Raw genomic sequence first — 15,082 nt, forward strand, 5'->3', positions numbered from 1 at the left:
CGTCACGGGCGAGGGAGCCTCAGCGTCTTGGCGGTGTGCGGCCGGGCGGCCCGGGCGACCGGCTCCGCATCGCTCGCGCCTCGAACAGCGTCGGCGGGCGGGGGCGTCGACGAGTTCCGCGGGCCCTGCTGGCGCGGCTCGCAGCAGGGGTTCTGGCAGGGCAGGAAGACCACCAGTCCGACGAAGCCGGTCGCGGTGCGGTGACCGGGGCCGGGCGTGACGCGGGCCGGGGCGGTCGGCTGGTTCCTGCCCGGCGGGGTCGGGTGGGGGCTAAAGTGCATGGAAGGCGTCCCTTTCGTATGGCGTCCTGGCGGGGAGTCCGCCCGGCCGGTGGCCTCGGAACCGGTGGCCGGATCGGGGCTCCCCTCCTTCTTTTTCTTTCTCTCTTCTTCCTGTTCTCTTCTTCGGGCTTCTCTTCTTCGGACTTCGGACCGGTTCAGCGGCCGGCGGCGAACTCCTGCAGCCGGTCGACCAGTTGCCGGTCGGGCCGGGCGACTATGACGCGGCCGGGGGTGCGCGCGGCGAGCCGGTCGATCTCGATCTCCAGACCGCCGGTGGGGGCCAGGGCGGTGGAGCCGTTGGCGCGGACGTAGCGGGCGAAGAGTTCGAGGCCGTCGAGGAAGGAGCGGTCGGGGGGTGCGGTGTCGGCCATGGAGTGGGTGAGCTGGTGGAACCAGTGCCGGGCCCGCCTGGACTCGCCGAGGGCCAGATGGTGCAGGTGCAGGCAGTAGGCGGCGGCACGGCTGCCGGCACCCGCCGCGAGCTGCCACCAGAACTGGGCGGACTCGGGGTGGCGGGTGAGGTAGAGCAGACAGGCGAAGGCGAGGGCGCCGTCGACGTCCAGGTGTTCCTCCGTCAGCGGCCCGCGGTCCGGCCCTTCGGCGATCTTGGCGACGTGGTCGGCGACGGCCGGTTCGTTGAGCACCCACCGGCACACCACGCCCAGGCGCTGGCCGGCCTGGGCCGCGCGGGCGATCTCGGTGATCGGGGTACGCCGGCCGGCATCGGCGGCGAGCCGGCGAAGGCCCGCGGCGACGTCGAAGCGGCGCGGGGCCGTGACGGGCAGCCGGACCTCGTCCAGCAGGGCGTCGAGAGCGCTGGTCACGGTCGTTCCCCCTTCTGCTGGGGCTTCTTGCGTTCGTCGGGCAGGCCGAGCTTGATGCGCAGGCGCTCCTTGCCGCGGCGCAGGTGGTGGCCGACGGTGCGTTCGTCGATGCCGACGTACCAGGCGACCTTGGCGGTGGGGTAGCCGAGGATGTAGCGCAGCACGATCACCTCGAACTGGCGGTTGGGCAGTTCCGCGATCGCCTCGTAGACCCCGCTGGTCGACTCCATCTTCTGCAGCTTGTCCCGGGCCGTGGCCAGCGCCGGGGCCAGCGCCTGGGCGATGGGCCCGTTGATGACGAACGCCGGTGCGCGGCCTTCGCGTTCGAGGCGGTCGTGCACGGCCCGCCGCATGATCGCCCAGGCGCCCTGTTCGAGGGAGCCCGAGCTCAGCAGTTCCGTCCAGCCCGCGTGGATCTGGAGGAAGACCTCGTGGATGACCTCTTCGGCCGCCTCACGGGTCCCGAAGTGGATTTCCGCGTAGGCGTGGAACGGTTCCTGGTGTCCGAGGTAGAAGGCCTCGAAGTCCAGCGGCAGGTCCAGCGGCAGGTACAGGGACTGCGACAGCCTCACGCCCTGGTCCGGGGTTGGGGCGCCCTCTGGGGCGTCGTCGTGACTCATGCGGACCTCCCGGCGGCACGGCACATGGGCAGGCTCTTCCTCTCCATCGAGGGTCGGCTGGGACCGGCGCCAACTCGATTGCGCCGACGGCCCGTTGGGCCTGACACCTACTCAAGTGATTCCTGGGGCGGATCACTCACGGCCCGGGGAAAAAATCGCCCGGCACCCCCGCCCCACCGCGTGCTGCAATATTCAACAAGCACTGCTAGTCACCCTCGGTAGCGCTTTGACCAGGCCCAACCCGTCCGGGTGAACTGCCGAACAGTCTTGCGTAACCCCCAGCGTGTTCTGCATCACACCAGGTCCACCGCCCCCGCGCACATCCGGCGCACACCAGCGCACAGCAGCGCACGCCCGCTCCGCACACACCCCCAAGCTTCACTAAGAGTGACAACAGTCGTCGATGAACCCGACCACCCGGCACCGAGACGCGCAGGGGGCCTCCCCTTGACACGGTCACCTTATCGGCAACACTGTAGCCATTATGAGCACCTGGTCTGAGCCCCAGTCCGATTCACGATTCGTCGTGGTGGACGGTCTGCGGATCCACTACAAACGCGCCGGGCACGGCCCGGCACTCGTGCTGCTGCACGGCAGCGCCTCCTCGCTCCAGCACTTCGACCGTGCGACGGGGCTGCTGGCGGAGTCGTTCGACGTCATCCGCCCCGACCTGCCGGGGTTCGGGCTGACAGGACCGCGCGCGGACCGGGACTACCGCGTTCCGGCGTACGCGGCGACGGTGGCGGGCCTCCTGGCGGAACTGGGGGTGCCGTCCTACGCGGTGGCCGGCAACTCGCTGGGCGGCGACATCGCCTGGAACCTCGCGCTGGACCACCCGGAGCTGCTGACCGGCCTGGTGCTGGTCAACGCCACCGGTTACCCGGAGAAGGCGGTGCCGGCGGGCCTGCGGCTGACCCGCAACCCCCTGCTGCGCCCCGTACTGCGGCGGGTGATGCCGCGCGGTGCCATCGAGCGCAACCTGCGCGCGAACGTCGGCTCCCGGTCGACGATCGTGGACGACGCCATGGTGGACCGCGCCCACCAGCTGATGAACCGGCCCGGCAACCGCTCGGCGTTCGTCGACTTCTGCAACACCGACCAGCCCGACCGCAGTACGCGGATCCCCCGCATCGCGGTGCGCACGCTCGTGCTGCGCAGCGCGGGCATCGACGGCCAGCACTTCGCCCGCGACATCCCCGGCGCCCAGGAGCTGGTGCATCCCCACGGCGGTCATCTGCTGCCGGAGGAGGAGCCGCGGTGGGTCGCGGACGCGATCGCGACGTTCCTCGGCTCCTGCGCCGACACCCCCACGCACTGAGGCCGAGGAGGCCCGTTCCATGAAGTACTTCGTCGCGTCGGGCGAGGACCGCGTGCTCACCGCCGGCTCACGGCGAGCCCTGCGCGGCGGTTTCACCGAACTGTCCGACGGCGTCACGCACTACGAGCTGACGGGCCCCGAGGACGGGGACGTGGTCGTGATGGCGGGCGGACTGACCGTCCCGCTGTTCTACTGGGACGGACTCGTCACCGAGCTGCACGCCCACGGGCTGCGGACCCTGACGTGCAGCGCGTACGGCCGCGGTTACTCGGACCGGGTGCGGGCGCGCTACGACGAGACGCTGTTCGTACGGCAGTTGGCCGAGCTGACGGACCGGCTCGGTCTCACGGCGCGGCCCCTGCACCTCGTCGGCACCTCCATGGGCGCCCTGGTCGTCATGGCGTACGCCGCCCGGTACCGCCCGCTGGTGTCCACCCTCACCGTCGTCGGCCCCGCCGGTCTCGCGACACCGCGGCCGGCTTCCCCGCACCGGCTGCTGCGCAGCGACCTGCTGGCCGGTGCCGTCGCCCGGCGGCGCGGCCGGCGGATCCTCCTGGGGCACCTGGGGCAGAACGTCCGGGACCCCGAACTCGGCGCCGAACTCACCGAGATGGTCCTCGACACCTTCCGCTTCGAGGGTTCGCTGTACGCGGTCTTCGACACGCTCCAGCACCTGCGGGTCTCCGGCCGTGACGACCTCTTCCGGCAGACGGGGGCGCTGGGCGTACCGACGCTGCTCCTGTGGGGCGACGAGGACCGCGTCACCCCGCCGGTCCACTTCGACACGGCACGCGCCCTGCTGCGGCCCCGGCACCACCACGTGATTCCCGAATGCGGGCACATGGCCCCGTTCGAACGGCCCCGCGACGTCGCCGACCGGCTCGTCCCGTTCGTGGCCGCACACACCGAAAGGCCCGACTCATGAACCACCCGCAGGTCATCGACGTGCTGGTCATCGGCGCGGGCCCCTCGGGCTCCGCCCTGGCGATCGACCTGGTACGCCGGGGGCTCGACGTACGGATCGTCGACAGGGCTCCCCATGCCTTCGACGGCTCCCGTGCCAAGGGCGTCCAGCCCCGCAGCCTCGAAGTCCTCGAAGACCTCGGCGCCCTCGACGCCGTGCTGGCCGGCGGCAGCGTCTATCCCAGGCTCGGGCTCCACGCGGGCCCGCTCGCCGTGCCCTGGAAGATGTTCCCCCACAGGGAGGCGACCCCGGACGTCCCGTACCCCAACACCTGGCTGATCCCGCAGTTCCGCACGGACCGGGCCCTGCACGCCCGGCTCGGTGAGCTCGGCCGCGGGATCGAGTTCGGCAGGGAACTGACCGCGCTGGCCCAGGACGAGGACACGGTCGTCGCCGAAGTGACGGGCCCCGACGGCACGGAGGAGATCGCCGCCCGCTACGCCGTGGGCGCCGACGGTGGTTCCAGTGCGGTGCGCAAGCGGCTCGGCGTCGGCTTCGTCGGGACGACGGACGAGAGCGACCGGGTGCTCATCGTCGACGCCACCGTGACCGGCCTGGCCCGCGACCGGTGGCACATGTGGCCAGGCCGGGGCGGCCGGCTGATCGGCGCCTGCCCGCTCCCCGGCAGCGACCTGTTCCAGTGGATGATCCGTCTCACGCCGGACGAGGAGCCGCCGTCGGAGAAGGCCGACATCCTCCGGCGGATCCACGACCACACCCACAACCGGCGCATCCGGCTGCACGACATCCACTGGAAGTCGGTGTTCCGGCCCAACATCCGCCTGGCGCGGAGCTACGGCCGGGGACGGGTCTTCCTCGCCGGTGACGCCGCGCACGTCCACACCCCGGCCGGCGCCCAGGGCCTGAACACCGGCATGCAGGACGGCTACAACCTCGGCTGGAAGCTCGGCCAGGTCCTCGCCGGGGCCGACGCGACGCTGCTGGACACCTACGAGGCCGAGCGGCAGCCGATCGCCGCCGGAGTCCTCGGCCTGTCCACGGAGAAGTGGGGCGGCATCGCCAGGCTCGACCCGTCGAGCATGAAGCGGGGCAAGGACGAACAACAGCTCGCCCTGACCTACTACGGCGGCCCGCTCGCCCCCGCCGACAGCGAGCGCACCGGCACCCTGCGCGTGGGCGACCGCGCCCCGGACGCCGAGCTGCTCGGCGCCGACGGCACCCGGACCCGGCTGTTCGACCTCCTCCGCGGACCGGACTTCACCGCCGTCGCCTACGGCCCCGGGGCGGCCCGGGACCTCGAACGCCTCCCCTGGCCGGCGGCCGGCGCCCGGCTGAAGCGGCTCACCGTCGGGGCGGCCCCGGCCGACGGCCTCACCTTCTCCGACCCCGGGAACACCCTGCGCGGTGCCTACGGCCTGACCGGCGACACGCTGCTGCTCATCCGCCCCGACGGCTACCTCGGGTCCATCGCCACCCGGGACGTCCTCACCACCACCCAGACCGCCGTGCGCGCGATGACGCCACCGGCAAGGAGCCGCACCACGGCCCGGCAGAGCCACCCCTCCCCCGGTCCGGGGACCCCCGCATGAGCCGCACCCTGCTGCGCGGGGCTCGGGTCGTCACGATGACACCGGAAGGAGCAACTCCGCGAGTCCGGGGACCGGCTGCTGCGCACCGTCCAGGGGACGTGGACACCTACGCCTGACACCCCGCGACGACGCCGAGGCGCAACTGTGCGAGGTCGTCCGCGCCGGCCGGGCCCGAGCACCGGGGCAAGGCAAGGGGTCAGACGTCGTCGCGCAGGCGGGCCAGCCCGTCGAGGAGGAGTTCGAGGCCGAAGGAGAACTCGTCCTCGATCGGAACGGGCATCGCCCCGGCGACGGCGGCGGTCGCCGGGAACAGCTCCGGGTCCACGCTCCGGAAGACGGCGGCGAGTTGTGTGTCGTCGGGTTCCCCCGCGCCGCCGTGGCCGTTGACCTGGATGGCGAATCCGAGGACGTAGCGGGCCAGGGTCGCGTACGCGTGCGCGGCCGTGCGCGGCGGGAAGCCGCTGTCGAGCAGCACCGCGACACAGTGCTCCCGCAGCACCATCGCGTTCGGCCCCAGGGGAATCCGCTCGACCATCAGCCGCGCCGCGTTCCGGTGCCGGGCCAGGGCGTCGAACATGGTGTGCGCGACCGTCCGCAGCGCCTGCTGCCAGCCCATCGCGAGGAGTTCGCCGCCGTTCAACCGCACGGCTCCGAACATGCGGTCCACGACGTGGGCGACCAGCGCCGCCCGGTTGTCGAAGTGCCGGTACAGCGTGGCCGTGCCCGAGCCCAGGCGCTGGGCCAGCGTCCGCATCGAGAGAGCGTCGGCGCCCTCCTCGTCCACGATCCGCAGCGCGGTGGAGACGATGCGCTCCAGCGGCACAGGCGGACGCCCCGGCGAACGCCGCACCGATGCCGCGCCCTCTCGCGCGGGTCCAGCTGCTGTCACGGAACGTCCCACCTCCTCGGCCGGCACCATAACAGCAACACCGTATCCGGTATGACGCCCACCGGACCGCCCAAGCGGGTCGACGCCATCACGCTGCGCGCCATCGCCCGCGAGATGGGCATGACCGCCAACGCGATCTACGGCTACGTCGCGAACCGGGACGACCTGGTCACCATGCTCATCAACGACGTGTGCACCACCCTGGCCGACGCCGTGAACGCCGCCTGGGAGGCCGGCCCCGCCCCGGATGCCGCACGCCGGGTCTGTACCGGACTCACCGCCCTCGCGGCAGCCGCGTGGCCGCACGCCCGGCATCTCTACGAGGACAGCGCCTTCGACTGGCCCGACTTCGACTCGGGGCTCATCGACAAGGTACGGCCCGTTCTTCCAGGAGGAACTCGCCCGGCTCGTACAGATGCTGGACGTCCCGCGCCGGAGTTGAAGTGCGACGGGTCATGGAGCGCCTGTTCACCGGCCGACCCACCCACAACGACGGCAAGCCGACCAAGAACAACCTCTGGCGAGCGGCACGCGTCCGCCGGGCAACGGGCAAGAGAGCCGACGACTTCAGCAGCGGGTTGCGCCCGCATCGACCGTCATCGCCACCCTCCTCGCCGAGAACGCCGCACTCCGCGAGCAATTCGCAAAGCGCCCCGGCATCGCCGTCCCGCTGCCTCTCGCCCGTCGAGAGTGAGCCGACTTGAGAAGCCGTGGCGGCCTCCGCCGCTTCCGGCAAGCGATGACCGAAGCACTGTCGCGAAGCCCTCCAGACCGCTGAACAAGGTCGCTGGCAAGAACCCTGTGGCTGGTGACACGTTCATTGATGACGCCCGACCTCCTAGACCCTGTTTTCGCTGGTCAAACGCATTTGGTGAGCCAAGGTAGCCCTCCGAGTACTAGTTACCAGGGGGCCTGGTAAGGCGGTCCGCGGGCTCTCGGCCCCTGCTGGAATTGACATCAGCGAAAGGGCGCAAGGCGGAAAGCCGCGTGAATCCCGATCGCGGTATTTGAATCCGTCTTCCGCAGAATCATTGAGGAGTTTTCGCGATGTATCACGTTGCTGTCTACTTCGATGTCAAGCCCGGTCGCGTCGACGAGTTCATCGCGGCCTCGCACCTGGACGGGCGCGAGTCCAACGCCAACGAGCCGGGCACGCTGCGGTTCGAGCTGATCGCCGACGAGAACATCCCGAACCGGTTCTACCTCAACGAGGGCTACGAGAGCCTCGACGCGTTCAACACCCACGCCGCGGGCCCGTACTTCCAGCAGTTCTTCGACACCATCGTCCCGCTCGTCGAGGGCGGCGAACCGACCTGGCTCATCCGCGGCAACCGCGTGGAAGACCCGTCGGCCTGACGGCGCACGCCCCAGTCCGCCGGCCTCACCAGTCAGGAACAGTGATGTCCACACTCATGCTGATAGCCAGCTTCCAGGCCAAGCCCGGCTACGAGGACCAGCTGCGCGATGAGCTCAACGCCATGATCGAGCCGTCAGAAGCAGAGGAGGGCTGCCTCGGCTACCGGCCGATGTCGGACCCGAACCGCTCGGGCGCGATGGTCTGCCTGGAGGAGTGGGCTGACGAAGCCGCACTCCAGTACCACTTCACGACGCCGCACTTCAAGCGCATCAACGACGCGCTCGGAACCATCCTGCTCGAACCGTTCGGTCTGCGTCGGCTCACCGACCTGCCCGACGACGCAGGCAACTGAGCGGGGCGTTCGCCCGGCGCGGCGCACACGCCGGGCGAGCGCCCGACCACGCCCCACCCTTCCCCCTCCCACTGATCTGGAGCAACCATGTACCACGTCGCTGTCTACTTCGACGTCAAGCCCGGTCGCGTCGACGAGTTCATCGCGGCCTCGCACCTGGACGGGCGCGAATCCAACGCCAACGAGCCGGGCACGCTGCGGTTCGAGCTGATCGCCGACGAGAACATCCCGAACCGGTTCTACCTCAACGAGGGCTACGAGAGCCTCGATGCGTTCAACACCCACGCCGCGGGCCCGTACTTCCAGCAGTTCTTCGACACCATCGTCCCGCTCGTCGAGGGCGGCGAACCGACCTGGCTCATCCGCGGCAACCGCGTCGAGGACCCGTCGCAGGCGGTGGCCGTCGTCGGCGACGGCGCACTGGCCTTCCGCTACGCCGACCACGTCGCGCTGCGGGTCGGCGACTACGACGAGTCGATCGCCTTCTACACCGAGAAGCTCGGCTTCGAGCTGGTCAAGGAGTGGACGCTCGGCGACGCGGCGCCCGGCATGCGGTTCGCCTACGTCCGACTGGGCGAGTTCGAGATCGAGCTGATCGGAGACGGGCAGCCCAGCCCGGCCGCCGAGCAGAACGACATCGGCGACCACCTCGGACGCAGCGGATACATCCACCTGTGCCTGCGCGTAGCCGACCTGGACAAGAGCGTCGAGGAGCTGCGGGGCCGCGGGGTCACCATCTTCGCCGAGCCGTTCGTGGTCGACCCGATCGGCCAGCGTCTGGCGATGATCAAAGACAACAGCGGCAACGTCATCGAGCTGGCCCAGGCCATCGCCGCCTGACCGGTCCGGCTCGTCTGTCCCGGACCCGGTCGCGCCGTCCGAGACAGACGAGCCTCCCGGGCACACGTCGAGCACACGGGCCCACCGTCTCCGCCAGGGGGCCATAACAGTCCCTGACCAGACAGGTACTGCCAGGGCCACCCTGGAACCGCCGGACCGGTGTCGGCGGCGCCACACTGGGACCATGGACCGCAGCAAGGAGATCGCCGACTTCCTCCGCACTCGCCGCGCCGCGATCGGTCCGGACCAGGCCGGGCTTCCCTCCGACGGGCGCGTCCGCCGCGTCCCGGGCCTGCGCCGGGACGAAGTCGCACGCCTGGCAGGCGTGAGCACCGAGTACTACACCCGCCTGGAACAAGGGCGCGCCGGCAACCCCTCCACCGAGGTCGTCGAGGCCCTGGCCCGGACCCTCCAGCTCGACTCGTCCGAACGCGAGCACCTCACCGACCTGCTGCTGCCCGGCCCTCACGTAGCACGCCGCACCCCTAACCGGCCGCCTCGGGTCCGGCCCGGCCTGCATCTGATGCTGGAGACTCTGAGCCACGTGCCGGCGTTCATCCTCGGGAGACGCACCGACGTGCTGGCCTCCAACCACCTCGCCAGGGTCGTCCTCACCGACTTCGACGCCCTGCCGGCCACCCGGCGTAACCTCGCCCGCTACTACCTCTTGGACCCGCAGGCCCGCGAACGCGTCGGCGACTGGGGCAAGATCGCCTCAGAGACGGTGGCCATCCTGCGGATGGAGGCCGGCCGCTACCCGGGCGACCGTCAGCTCGCCGACCTCGTCGGAGAACTCACCCTGCTCTGCCCCGAGTTCTCGACGTGGTGGAACGACCACACGGTCCTGCGCCGCACCCATGGCGCCAAGCACTACTTCCACCCGGTCGTCGGCGATCTCCACTTCTCCTACGAGTCGTTCCAAGTCCCCGGCGACACCGAGCAGACGCTGTGCGTCTACAACGTAGAACCAGGCTCCGACACCGCCCAGGCACTCCAGCTCCTGAGCAACTGGACCGCGCCCGAGATCACCACCCCGCCCGCCGGCTGACAGCCCCGGTCCGCCGACCCGGCTACCCGGCTACCCGCAGCGGCTGTCGAAAGCCACGCGTCACACCTGCAATCCGCTGCCGCGCGGCTGGAAACCAGGAGCCGGGTCGAGTCCGACAGGGTCGTCCGTCGCAGCACAGGACGCCGTCGCGTACGCGTGCCATGGCGTCTGAAGAGAGGAGGGTGAGGTGGGTGCCGTCGTCCTCGCGGTCAGTCGGCGAGAGCGGCTGGACGTACGGCTTCCGCCCCGAAGCGACGGCGGGCACGGTCGGCGGCCGCTTCGGCGGCTCGGGCCCGGGCGTCGCCGGGATCCAGGGAGAGCTGGCGACAGGCGCGGTCGGCCGGCAGCAGGTCGTCGGCACGGATCACGAAGGCGCGGACTCTCGCGCGTTGCAGGCCGAGGCCGGCCAGCAGGCCCAGGGCCACCGCCGCGAGGGCGGGCGAGTGGTCGGTGGACTCCGGCAGGGTCCGCGTGCGCGTGGTGGAGCTGCGGTCGGCGTATCTCACCGTGAGGGCGAGCCGGCCGGCGACCTGGCTCTCACCGCGCAGGCGCAGGCCGACCTGTTCGGCAAGTCCCAGGACCGCCCGGTGCTGCCGCGCCGGATCGAGACAGTCCTGGTCCAGCACAAGGTCGGCACTCAGATGGGTCGCCGGTTCCGCGGGGACCACCGGGCGGAGGTCATGGCCGCGGGCGCGCTCGGCCAGCAGTCGTGCCTGGCCGGCTCCGAGGAGCCGTTGCAGGGTCGCTGCGGGCAGGTCGGTGATCTGGCCGATGGTGTGCAGGCCGTACCTGCTGAGCGTCGAGGCTGTGGCACGGCCGATCCCGGGCAGCGCGGTGACCGGGCGTGGGTGCAGCCATTCGGCGGCCCGTTCGACGGGGACCCAGGTGGTGTCCCCGGGCGCGGACGCGTCGGCCGCCATGGCGGCCAGCATCCGGTTGCCCGCGAGGCCGGCGCTGCTGTCGATGCCGTAGAAGAGCTTCAGCCGGATCATCGCCGTCTGGACCATGTCGTAGGGAGACAGGTCGAAGTACCGGAGCGCCGACGTCAGGTCGAGCTGTACGGCGTCGGGCGGTACCGCCTGCACATGAGGCGTGACCTCAGACATCAGTTCGATTATATCGGCGTACTGGGCCTCGGTCAGTGCCGCGTGCAGGTGCAGGTGGGCGATGTGCCGCTGCCGTGCGCTCGCCCCGCTCATCCCGCGCTCCCTGGGCTGCGGTGGCCGAACTTCTTCAGGTCGGCGGAACGGGTACCCGCCGGCTGGAGATCGGCGTACGGGTGGAGGCGGGCGCCCGCGGTGCCGTCGACCAGGGTGCGCCGCGGCTGGGCGGGGGTCGGGTGCGGACTGCTCCGGCCGAGGAGGGCGAGGGCGGCCTCGGGGCCGTCGTCCCGGCGCGCGGCGGCGATCTCGTCCAGGTCCCAGGCCATGGTCCCGACGACGGTACGACGGGTGCCGCGCACCTGGACCGTGCCGCGCACCAGCAGCAGCCCGCTGTGGAACACGGTGTGCGCGCAGGCCGGATGGGAGTCCTCGAAGAACGCCAGGTCGACGAGTCCGGAGCCGTCCTCCAGGGTGACGAAGATGATCCGCTTGCCGCTCGCGATCGGCGGGGTCTGGGTCGAGGCCCGCACCCCCGCGACCAGGACCTGCCGGCCGGCGCGCATACCCGCCAGATGCGCCGCGTCGGTCGCGCCGATCTCCCGCAGCAGCCGGTGGTGGTGCTCCATCAGGTGCCGGGAGACGTCGATGCCGAGGGTGTTCAGCTCGGCGCTCAGGGCCTCGCGCCCGGTCATCTCCGGCAGCCCGCTCGGTTCCGCCCCGCCGACGGCGTCCGCGCTGATGGGCAGTTGGCCCGCGCCTGCGGACCGGCTGCGGGACTGGTGGTGGAGTTCGGCGATCTGGAGCAGCAGGTCACGGCGGGTGAGGCGGCCGTCGTGCAGACAGTTCAGGGCACCGATCCCGGCGAGGCGCTCGGCGACCGGTCTGCTGGGACGGGCCCGCTGCCAGAAGTCCGACAGCGAACCGTACGGCTGCCCCTCCTCGATCCGCGCGCACTCCGCCTCGCTGATCCCGTGCACCGCGGAGAGGGCAAGCCGTACGCCCCACCGGTCCCCGTCGGCCTTCTCCACGGTGTGCCGCACCCGTGAGTCGTTGACGTCGACGGGCAGGACGGGAACCCCGCCCCGGCGGGCGTCGGAGACCAGGACCCGCTTGGGCCACATGCCGGGGTCGTGTTCGAGGAGGCCGGACAGCAGGAACGCCGGGTAGTGCGCCTTGAGCCACGCGCTCTGCAGCGCGGGGACGGCGAAGGCGACCGCGTGGGCGCGGCAGAAGCCGTAGGCGCCGAAGGCCTCCACGGTCTTCCACACCTCGTCCCGGACGGCCGCGCCGTAACCACGCGCGCGGGCCTCCTGATGGAACCAGTCCCTGATCCTGGGCAGTTGACCCTTGTCGCCGAGCGCCCGCCGGGTGATCTCCGCGAAGGCCCGGTCGCAGCCGGTCAGCACGGACAGCGTCTCGATGATCTGCTCGTGCCAGATGGTCACGCCGTAGGTGTCGGACAGGACCGGTTCGAGATCCGGGTGAGCGTAGACGGGCGTGCCGCCGTGCCGGGCGGCGATATAGCGCTCGGGCATGCCGCCGGCGACCGGGCCGGGACGGAAGAGGCTGATGTCGGCGATGACGTCCTGGACGTCGCGGGGCTGGAGCCGGGACAGCAGGTCCTGCTGGCCGGGCGACTCCAGCTGGAACAGGCCGAGGGTCTGGCCGGCCTGGATGAGCTTGAAGGCGAAGACGTCGTCGAGCGGCACTTGTTCGGGGTCGTCGAGGTCGATGTGATTGCCGGTGGTGCGCTCGATCTCGGCGACCGCGTGGGCCATCGCGGACTGCATGCGCACGCCCAGGACGTCGAGTTTGATGTTGCCGAGCGCCTCGATCTCCTCCTTCGCGGCCATGGCCATGGGGTAGTCGCCCTGGGGGGTGGGCTGCACCGGCAGCCGGTCCAGGAGGCCGGCGTCGCTGATGACCACGCCGCAGGGGTGCATGGCCATGCCGTGGACCAGGGAGTCGAGGCCTTCGGCGAGTTCCCACAGCGGGCCGTACCGGTGTGCCTCGGCGGCCAGTCGCCGCAGTTCGGGCAGTTCGGCGAGGGCACTGCCGATGTCGCAGGCGCGCAGGTGCGGGAAGCTCTTGGCGATCCGGTCGACGTCGGCGGGCGGGATGCCGAGGGCGAGGCCGGTGTCGCGCAGGGCCCGGCGGGCGCGGTAGGTCTCGGGCATCGCGGTGACGGCCACCCGCTCCTTGCCGAAGCGTTCGAAGATCGTGTCGTAGCACTCCAGGCGGCGGGCGGACTCCACGTCGATGTCGATGTCGGGCAGCGACTCCCGGCGCCGACTCAGGAAGCGTTCGAACAGCAGGCTGTGGTCGAGCGGGTTGGCGGTGGCGATGTCCAGGGCGTGGCAGACCAGGGAGCCGGCGCCGGAACCGCGGGCCGCGACCCGGATGCCCTTGGCCCGGATGTCGGCGACGACCTGCCCGATGGCGAGGAAGTACGAGTCGTAGTTCCAGTGGGAGATGACGGCGAGTTCCTCGTCCAGCCGGGCGAGCGCCTGCGGGTCGCGGTCGAGGCCGCGCCGGGCCAGGCCGGCCTCACAGCGCAGGCGGAGCAGCCGGGCCGCGCCGTCCGCTCCGGGGTCGGCGCCGAAGAGCGCCGGTTCGGGGAGGTGCGGGGTGCGGAGGCCGAGGTCGGCCGCCGGGTCGACGGTGCACGTGGTCGCGGTGTCGGCGGTGTCCGCCAGCAGCCGGCGGGCCCGGTGGACGTCCGTTCCGGCGCATTCGGCGATCATGCGGGCGACGGTCTCCATTCCTCGCTCGTCCTTGAGCCAGCGCTGCCCGCTGTCCAGGCGGCGCCGGTCGATGGGTCTGAGCAGCCGGGCGGCGTCCAGGACGTCGGCGAGGCGGTGCTGGTCGGGGTCGGCGTAGCGGACGGCGTTGGAGAGTACGGCGGTGGTGCGGGTGCGGTCGGCCAGGGCGAGGGTGCGGGCGGCCAGTCGTAGCGATCCCGCCCCGACGCCGAAACGTTTCTGCGCAACGATCTCCAACCGGACCCCACTCCCGAAGATCTCCTTCCAGGGCGCCAGCAGCCTCACCGCGACGTCCTCCCGGCCCACCGACAGCGCCCGCACCGGTTCCGAGAGCGGGCCGAGCAGCACGGTCAGGCCGGGGCCGCCGTACTCGCGCAGCGCCTCCCACGGCACCACCGGTGCCGTGCCGGACACGGCGCCGACATGGGCGGCCGACGTGATCCGGCACAGCCGCGCCCAGCCCTCCCGGTTCCGCGCGAGCAGCGCGAACCGCAGCGGCGGCTCGATCACGTGCGCGCCGCCGCGCGCCGGGGTGCGGCGGCGCTGGGCGGGCGGCGCGGGCGCCAGGGCCCGTACCGCCAGGTCGATGCCGAAGACCGGCCGGACCCCCTCCTTCGCACAGGCCTGCGCGAATCGAACAGCCCCGGTGACCGTGTCCCGGTCGGTGAGCGCGAGCGCGGACATGCCCCGCTCGGCCGCCCGCCGGGCCAGCTGCTCGGGATGGGAGGCGCCGTAGCGGGCGGAGTAACCGGACGCGACGTGCAGATGGGCGAAGCCCGTCATGCCGCACCTCCATCACTCCACCCCTTTTCAGCCATACACCCGATATGTTCATCGTACGCTCGTTCGATTACTCTAGCCTCATCAGCACCGGTCAGCGACCCTGATTCGATCCATATTCGAACACATCAGCGATTTACTGAGGAAGTGGCCGGCGGCCGAAACAGGACTGCCCCGCCATCTCCCGGGCGGGGCAGAACAGTTGGAGACCGGGACCTATTCGGACTCGGGAGTGTCCGTCTCGGCGGCATCCGGTTCCGCGGCGATCGTCCGGGCTGCGGTCGCGGCGGCCGTCGTGCGCTGTGCGGTCTCCAGGGCGTGCAGACGGCGCTTGATGTCCCTCAGCTCGGTGAGGAGGGTGTCGGGGCGGTTGATCCTGGTCATGGCGTGCTCC

Annotated in this window: 14 protein-coding genes; 7 read left to right on the forward strand and 7 right to left on the reverse strand. The window is 71.3% G+C overall.

From position 1 onward, the window contains the following. Positions 1-2: 2 nt before the first annotated feature. The 3 genes from ACIPSJ_RS39245 to ACIPSJ_RS39255 form a co-directional block, all read right to left on the reverse strand. On the reverse strand, positions 3-281 hold the full coding sequence (locus ACIPSJ_RS39245) for a hypothetical protein (protein WP_401353013.1): 279 nt from the start codon (positions 279-281) through the stop codon (positions 3-5). Positions 282-436: 155 nt separating this feature from the next. Next, a complete protein-coding gene (locus tag ACIPSJ_RS39250; RefSeq protein ID WP_401353015.1) occupies positions 437-1,105 on the reverse strand; it encodes a hypothetical protein in 669 nt (222 codons plus the stop codon). After that, a complete protein-coding gene (locus tag ACIPSJ_RS39255; protein ID WP_355723757.1) occupies positions 1,102-1,725 on the reverse strand; it encodes a sigma-70 family RNA polymerase sigma factor in 624 nt (207 codons plus the stop codon). The genes ACIPSJ_RS39250 and ACIPSJ_RS39255 overlap by 4 nt, the downstream gene beginning before the upstream one ends. A 484-nt stretch (positions 1,726-2,209) precedes the next feature. Between ACIPSJ_RS39255 and ACIPSJ_RS39260 the strand changes: the two genes are divergently transcribed. The 3 genes from ACIPSJ_RS39260 to ACIPSJ_RS39270 are packed head-to-tail and all read left to right on the forward strand — an operon-like array spanning position 2,210 to position 5,557. After that, a complete protein-coding gene (locus ACIPSJ_RS39260) occupies positions 2,210-3,043 on the forward strand; it encodes an alpha/beta fold hydrolase (protein WP_401353017.1) in 834 nt (277 codons plus the stop codon). Between the two features lie 19 nt (positions 3,044-3,062). After that, complete coding sequence (locus tag ACIPSJ_RS39265) at positions 3,063-3,968, forward strand: alpha/beta fold hydrolase (protein WP_401353019.1); 906 nt, start codon at positions 3,063-3,065, stop codon at positions 3,966-3,968. Next, positions 3,965-5,557 (forward strand): FAD-dependent oxidoreductase, encoded by a 1,593-nt coding sequence (locus ACIPSJ_RS39270; protein ID WP_401353021.1) that lies wholly within the window; start codon positions 3,965-3,967, stop codon positions 5,555-5,557. Before ACIPSJ_RS39265 ends, ACIPSJ_RS39270 begins: the two co-directional genes overlap by 4 nt. A gap of 196 nt (positions 5,558-5,753) precedes the next feature. Here the strand turns inward: ACIPSJ_RS39270 and ACIPSJ_RS39275 are convergent, their stop codons facing one another. Further along, the gene (locus ACIPSJ_RS39275; protein ID WP_401353023.1) at positions 5,754-6,380 is read right to left on the reverse strand and encodes a TetR/AcrR family transcriptional regulator; all 627 of its coding nucleotides are present in this window, start codon (positions 6,378-6,380) and stop codon (positions 5,754-5,756) included. 1,113 nt (positions 6,381-7,493) lie between these two features. Between ACIPSJ_RS39275 and ACIPSJ_RS39280 the strand changes: the two genes are divergently transcribed. The 4 genes from ACIPSJ_RS39280 to ACIPSJ_RS39295 all read left to right on the forward strand — a co-directional run bounded on the left by ACIPSJ_RS39280 (position 7,494) and on the right by ACIPSJ_RS39295 (position 10,043). Then, entirely contained in the window at positions 7,494-7,802 is a 309-nt protein-coding gene (locus tag ACIPSJ_RS39280; RefSeq protein WP_401353025.1) for a putative quinol monooxygenase, read from the forward strand. A 44-nt stretch (positions 7,803-7,846) separates the two neighbouring features. After that, a complete protein-coding gene (locus ACIPSJ_RS39285; protein ID WP_401353027.1) occupies positions 7,847-8,155 on the forward strand; it encodes a putative quinol monooxygenase in 309 nt (102 codons plus the stop codon). Between the two features lie 87 nt (positions 8,156-8,242). After that, positions 8,243-8,995: a VOC family protein gene (locus ACIPSJ_RS39290; RefSeq protein WP_401353029.1), complete on the forward strand. Its 753-nt coding sequence runs from the start codon at positions 8,243-8,245 to the stop codon at positions 8,993-8,995. 184 nt (positions 8,996-9,179) lie between these two features. Then, on the forward strand, positions 9,180-10,043 hold the full coding sequence (locus ACIPSJ_RS39295; RefSeq protein WP_401353031.1) for a helix-turn-helix transcriptional regulator: 864 nt from the start codon (positions 9,180-9,182) through the stop codon (positions 10,041-10,043). A 209-nt stretch (positions 10,044-10,252) separates the two neighbouring features. On the opposite strand, the gene ACIPSJ_RS39300 is transcribed toward ACIPSJ_RS39295, so the two are convergent. The 3 genes from ACIPSJ_RS39300 to ACIPSJ_RS39310 all read right to left on the reverse strand — a co-directional run bounded on the left by ACIPSJ_RS39300 (position 10,253) and on the right by ACIPSJ_RS39310 (position 15,072). After that, on the reverse strand, positions 10,253-11,242 hold the full coding sequence (locus ACIPSJ_RS39300) for a DNA polymerase thumb domain-containing protein (RefSeq protein ID WP_401353033.1): 990 nt from the start codon (positions 11,240-11,242) through the stop codon (positions 10,253-10,255). Beyond that, on the reverse strand, positions 11,239-14,691 hold the full coding sequence (locus tag ACIPSJ_RS39305; protein WP_401353035.1) for a DNA polymerase III subunit alpha: 3,453 nt from the start codon (positions 14,689-14,691) through the stop codon (positions 11,239-11,241). Before ACIPSJ_RS39305 ends, ACIPSJ_RS39300 begins: the two co-directional genes overlap by 4 nt. Before the next feature lie 213 nt (positions 14,692-14,904). After that, positions 14,905-15,072: a hypothetical protein gene (locus tag ACIPSJ_RS39310; RefSeq protein ID WP_401353037.1), complete on the reverse strand. Its 168-nt coding sequence runs from the start codon at positions 15,070-15,072 to the stop codon at positions 14,905-14,907. Positions 15,073-15,082 lie beyond the last annotated feature (10 nt).

The organism is Streptomyces sp. NPDC090088 (assembly GCF_044747345.1).
GTDB lineage: Bacteria > Actinomycetota > Actinomycetes > Streptomycetales > Streptomycetaceae > Streptomyces.

Coding starts and splice junctions, on each gene's coding strand:
- ACIPSJ_RS39245 (WP_401353013.1), bottom strand. CDS start 281: ATGCACTTTAGCCCCCACCCGACCCCGCCGGGCAGGAACCAGCCGACC.
- ACIPSJ_RS39255 (WP_355723757.1), bottom strand. CDS start 1,725: ATGAGTCACGACGACGCCCCAGAGGGCGCCCCAACCCCGGACCAGGGC.
- ACIPSJ_RS39260 (WP_401353017.1), top strand. CDS start 2,210: ATGAGCACCTGGTCTGAGCCCCAGTCCGATTCACGATTCGTCGTGGTG.
- ACIPSJ_RS39265 (WP_401353019.1), top strand. CDS start 3,063: ATGAAGTACTTCGTCGCGTCGGGCGAGGACCGCGTGCTCACCGCCGGC.
- ACIPSJ_RS39270 (WP_401353021.1), top strand. CDS start 3,965: ATGAACCACCCGCAGGTCATCGACGTGCTGGTCATCGGCGCGGGCCCC.
- ACIPSJ_RS39280 (WP_401353025.1), top strand. CDS start 7,494: ATGTATCACGTTGCTGTCTACTTCGATGTCAAGCCCGGTCGCGTCGAC.
- ACIPSJ_RS39285 (WP_401353027.1), top strand. CDS start 7,847: ATGTCCACACTCATGCTGATAGCCAGCTTCCAGGCCAAGCCCGGCTAC.
- ACIPSJ_RS39290 (WP_401353029.1), top strand. CDS start 8,243: ATGTACCACGTCGCTGTCTACTTCGACGTCAAGCCCGGTCGCGTCGAC.
- ACIPSJ_RS39295 (WP_401353031.1), top strand. CDS start 9,180: ATGGACCGCAGCAAGGAGATCGCCGACTTCCTCCGCACTCGCCGCGCC.
- ACIPSJ_RS39300 (WP_401353033.1), bottom strand. CDS start 11,242: ATGAGCGGGGCGAGCGCACGGCAGCGGCACATCGCCCACCTGCACCTG.
- ACIPSJ_RS39305 (WP_401353035.1), bottom strand. CDS start 14,691: ATGACGGGCTTCGCCCATCTGCACGTCGCGTCCGGTTACTCCGCCCGC.
- ACIPSJ_RS39310 (WP_401353037.1), bottom strand. CDS start 15,072: ATGACCAGGATCAACCGCCCCGACACCCTCCTCACCGAGCTGAGGGAC.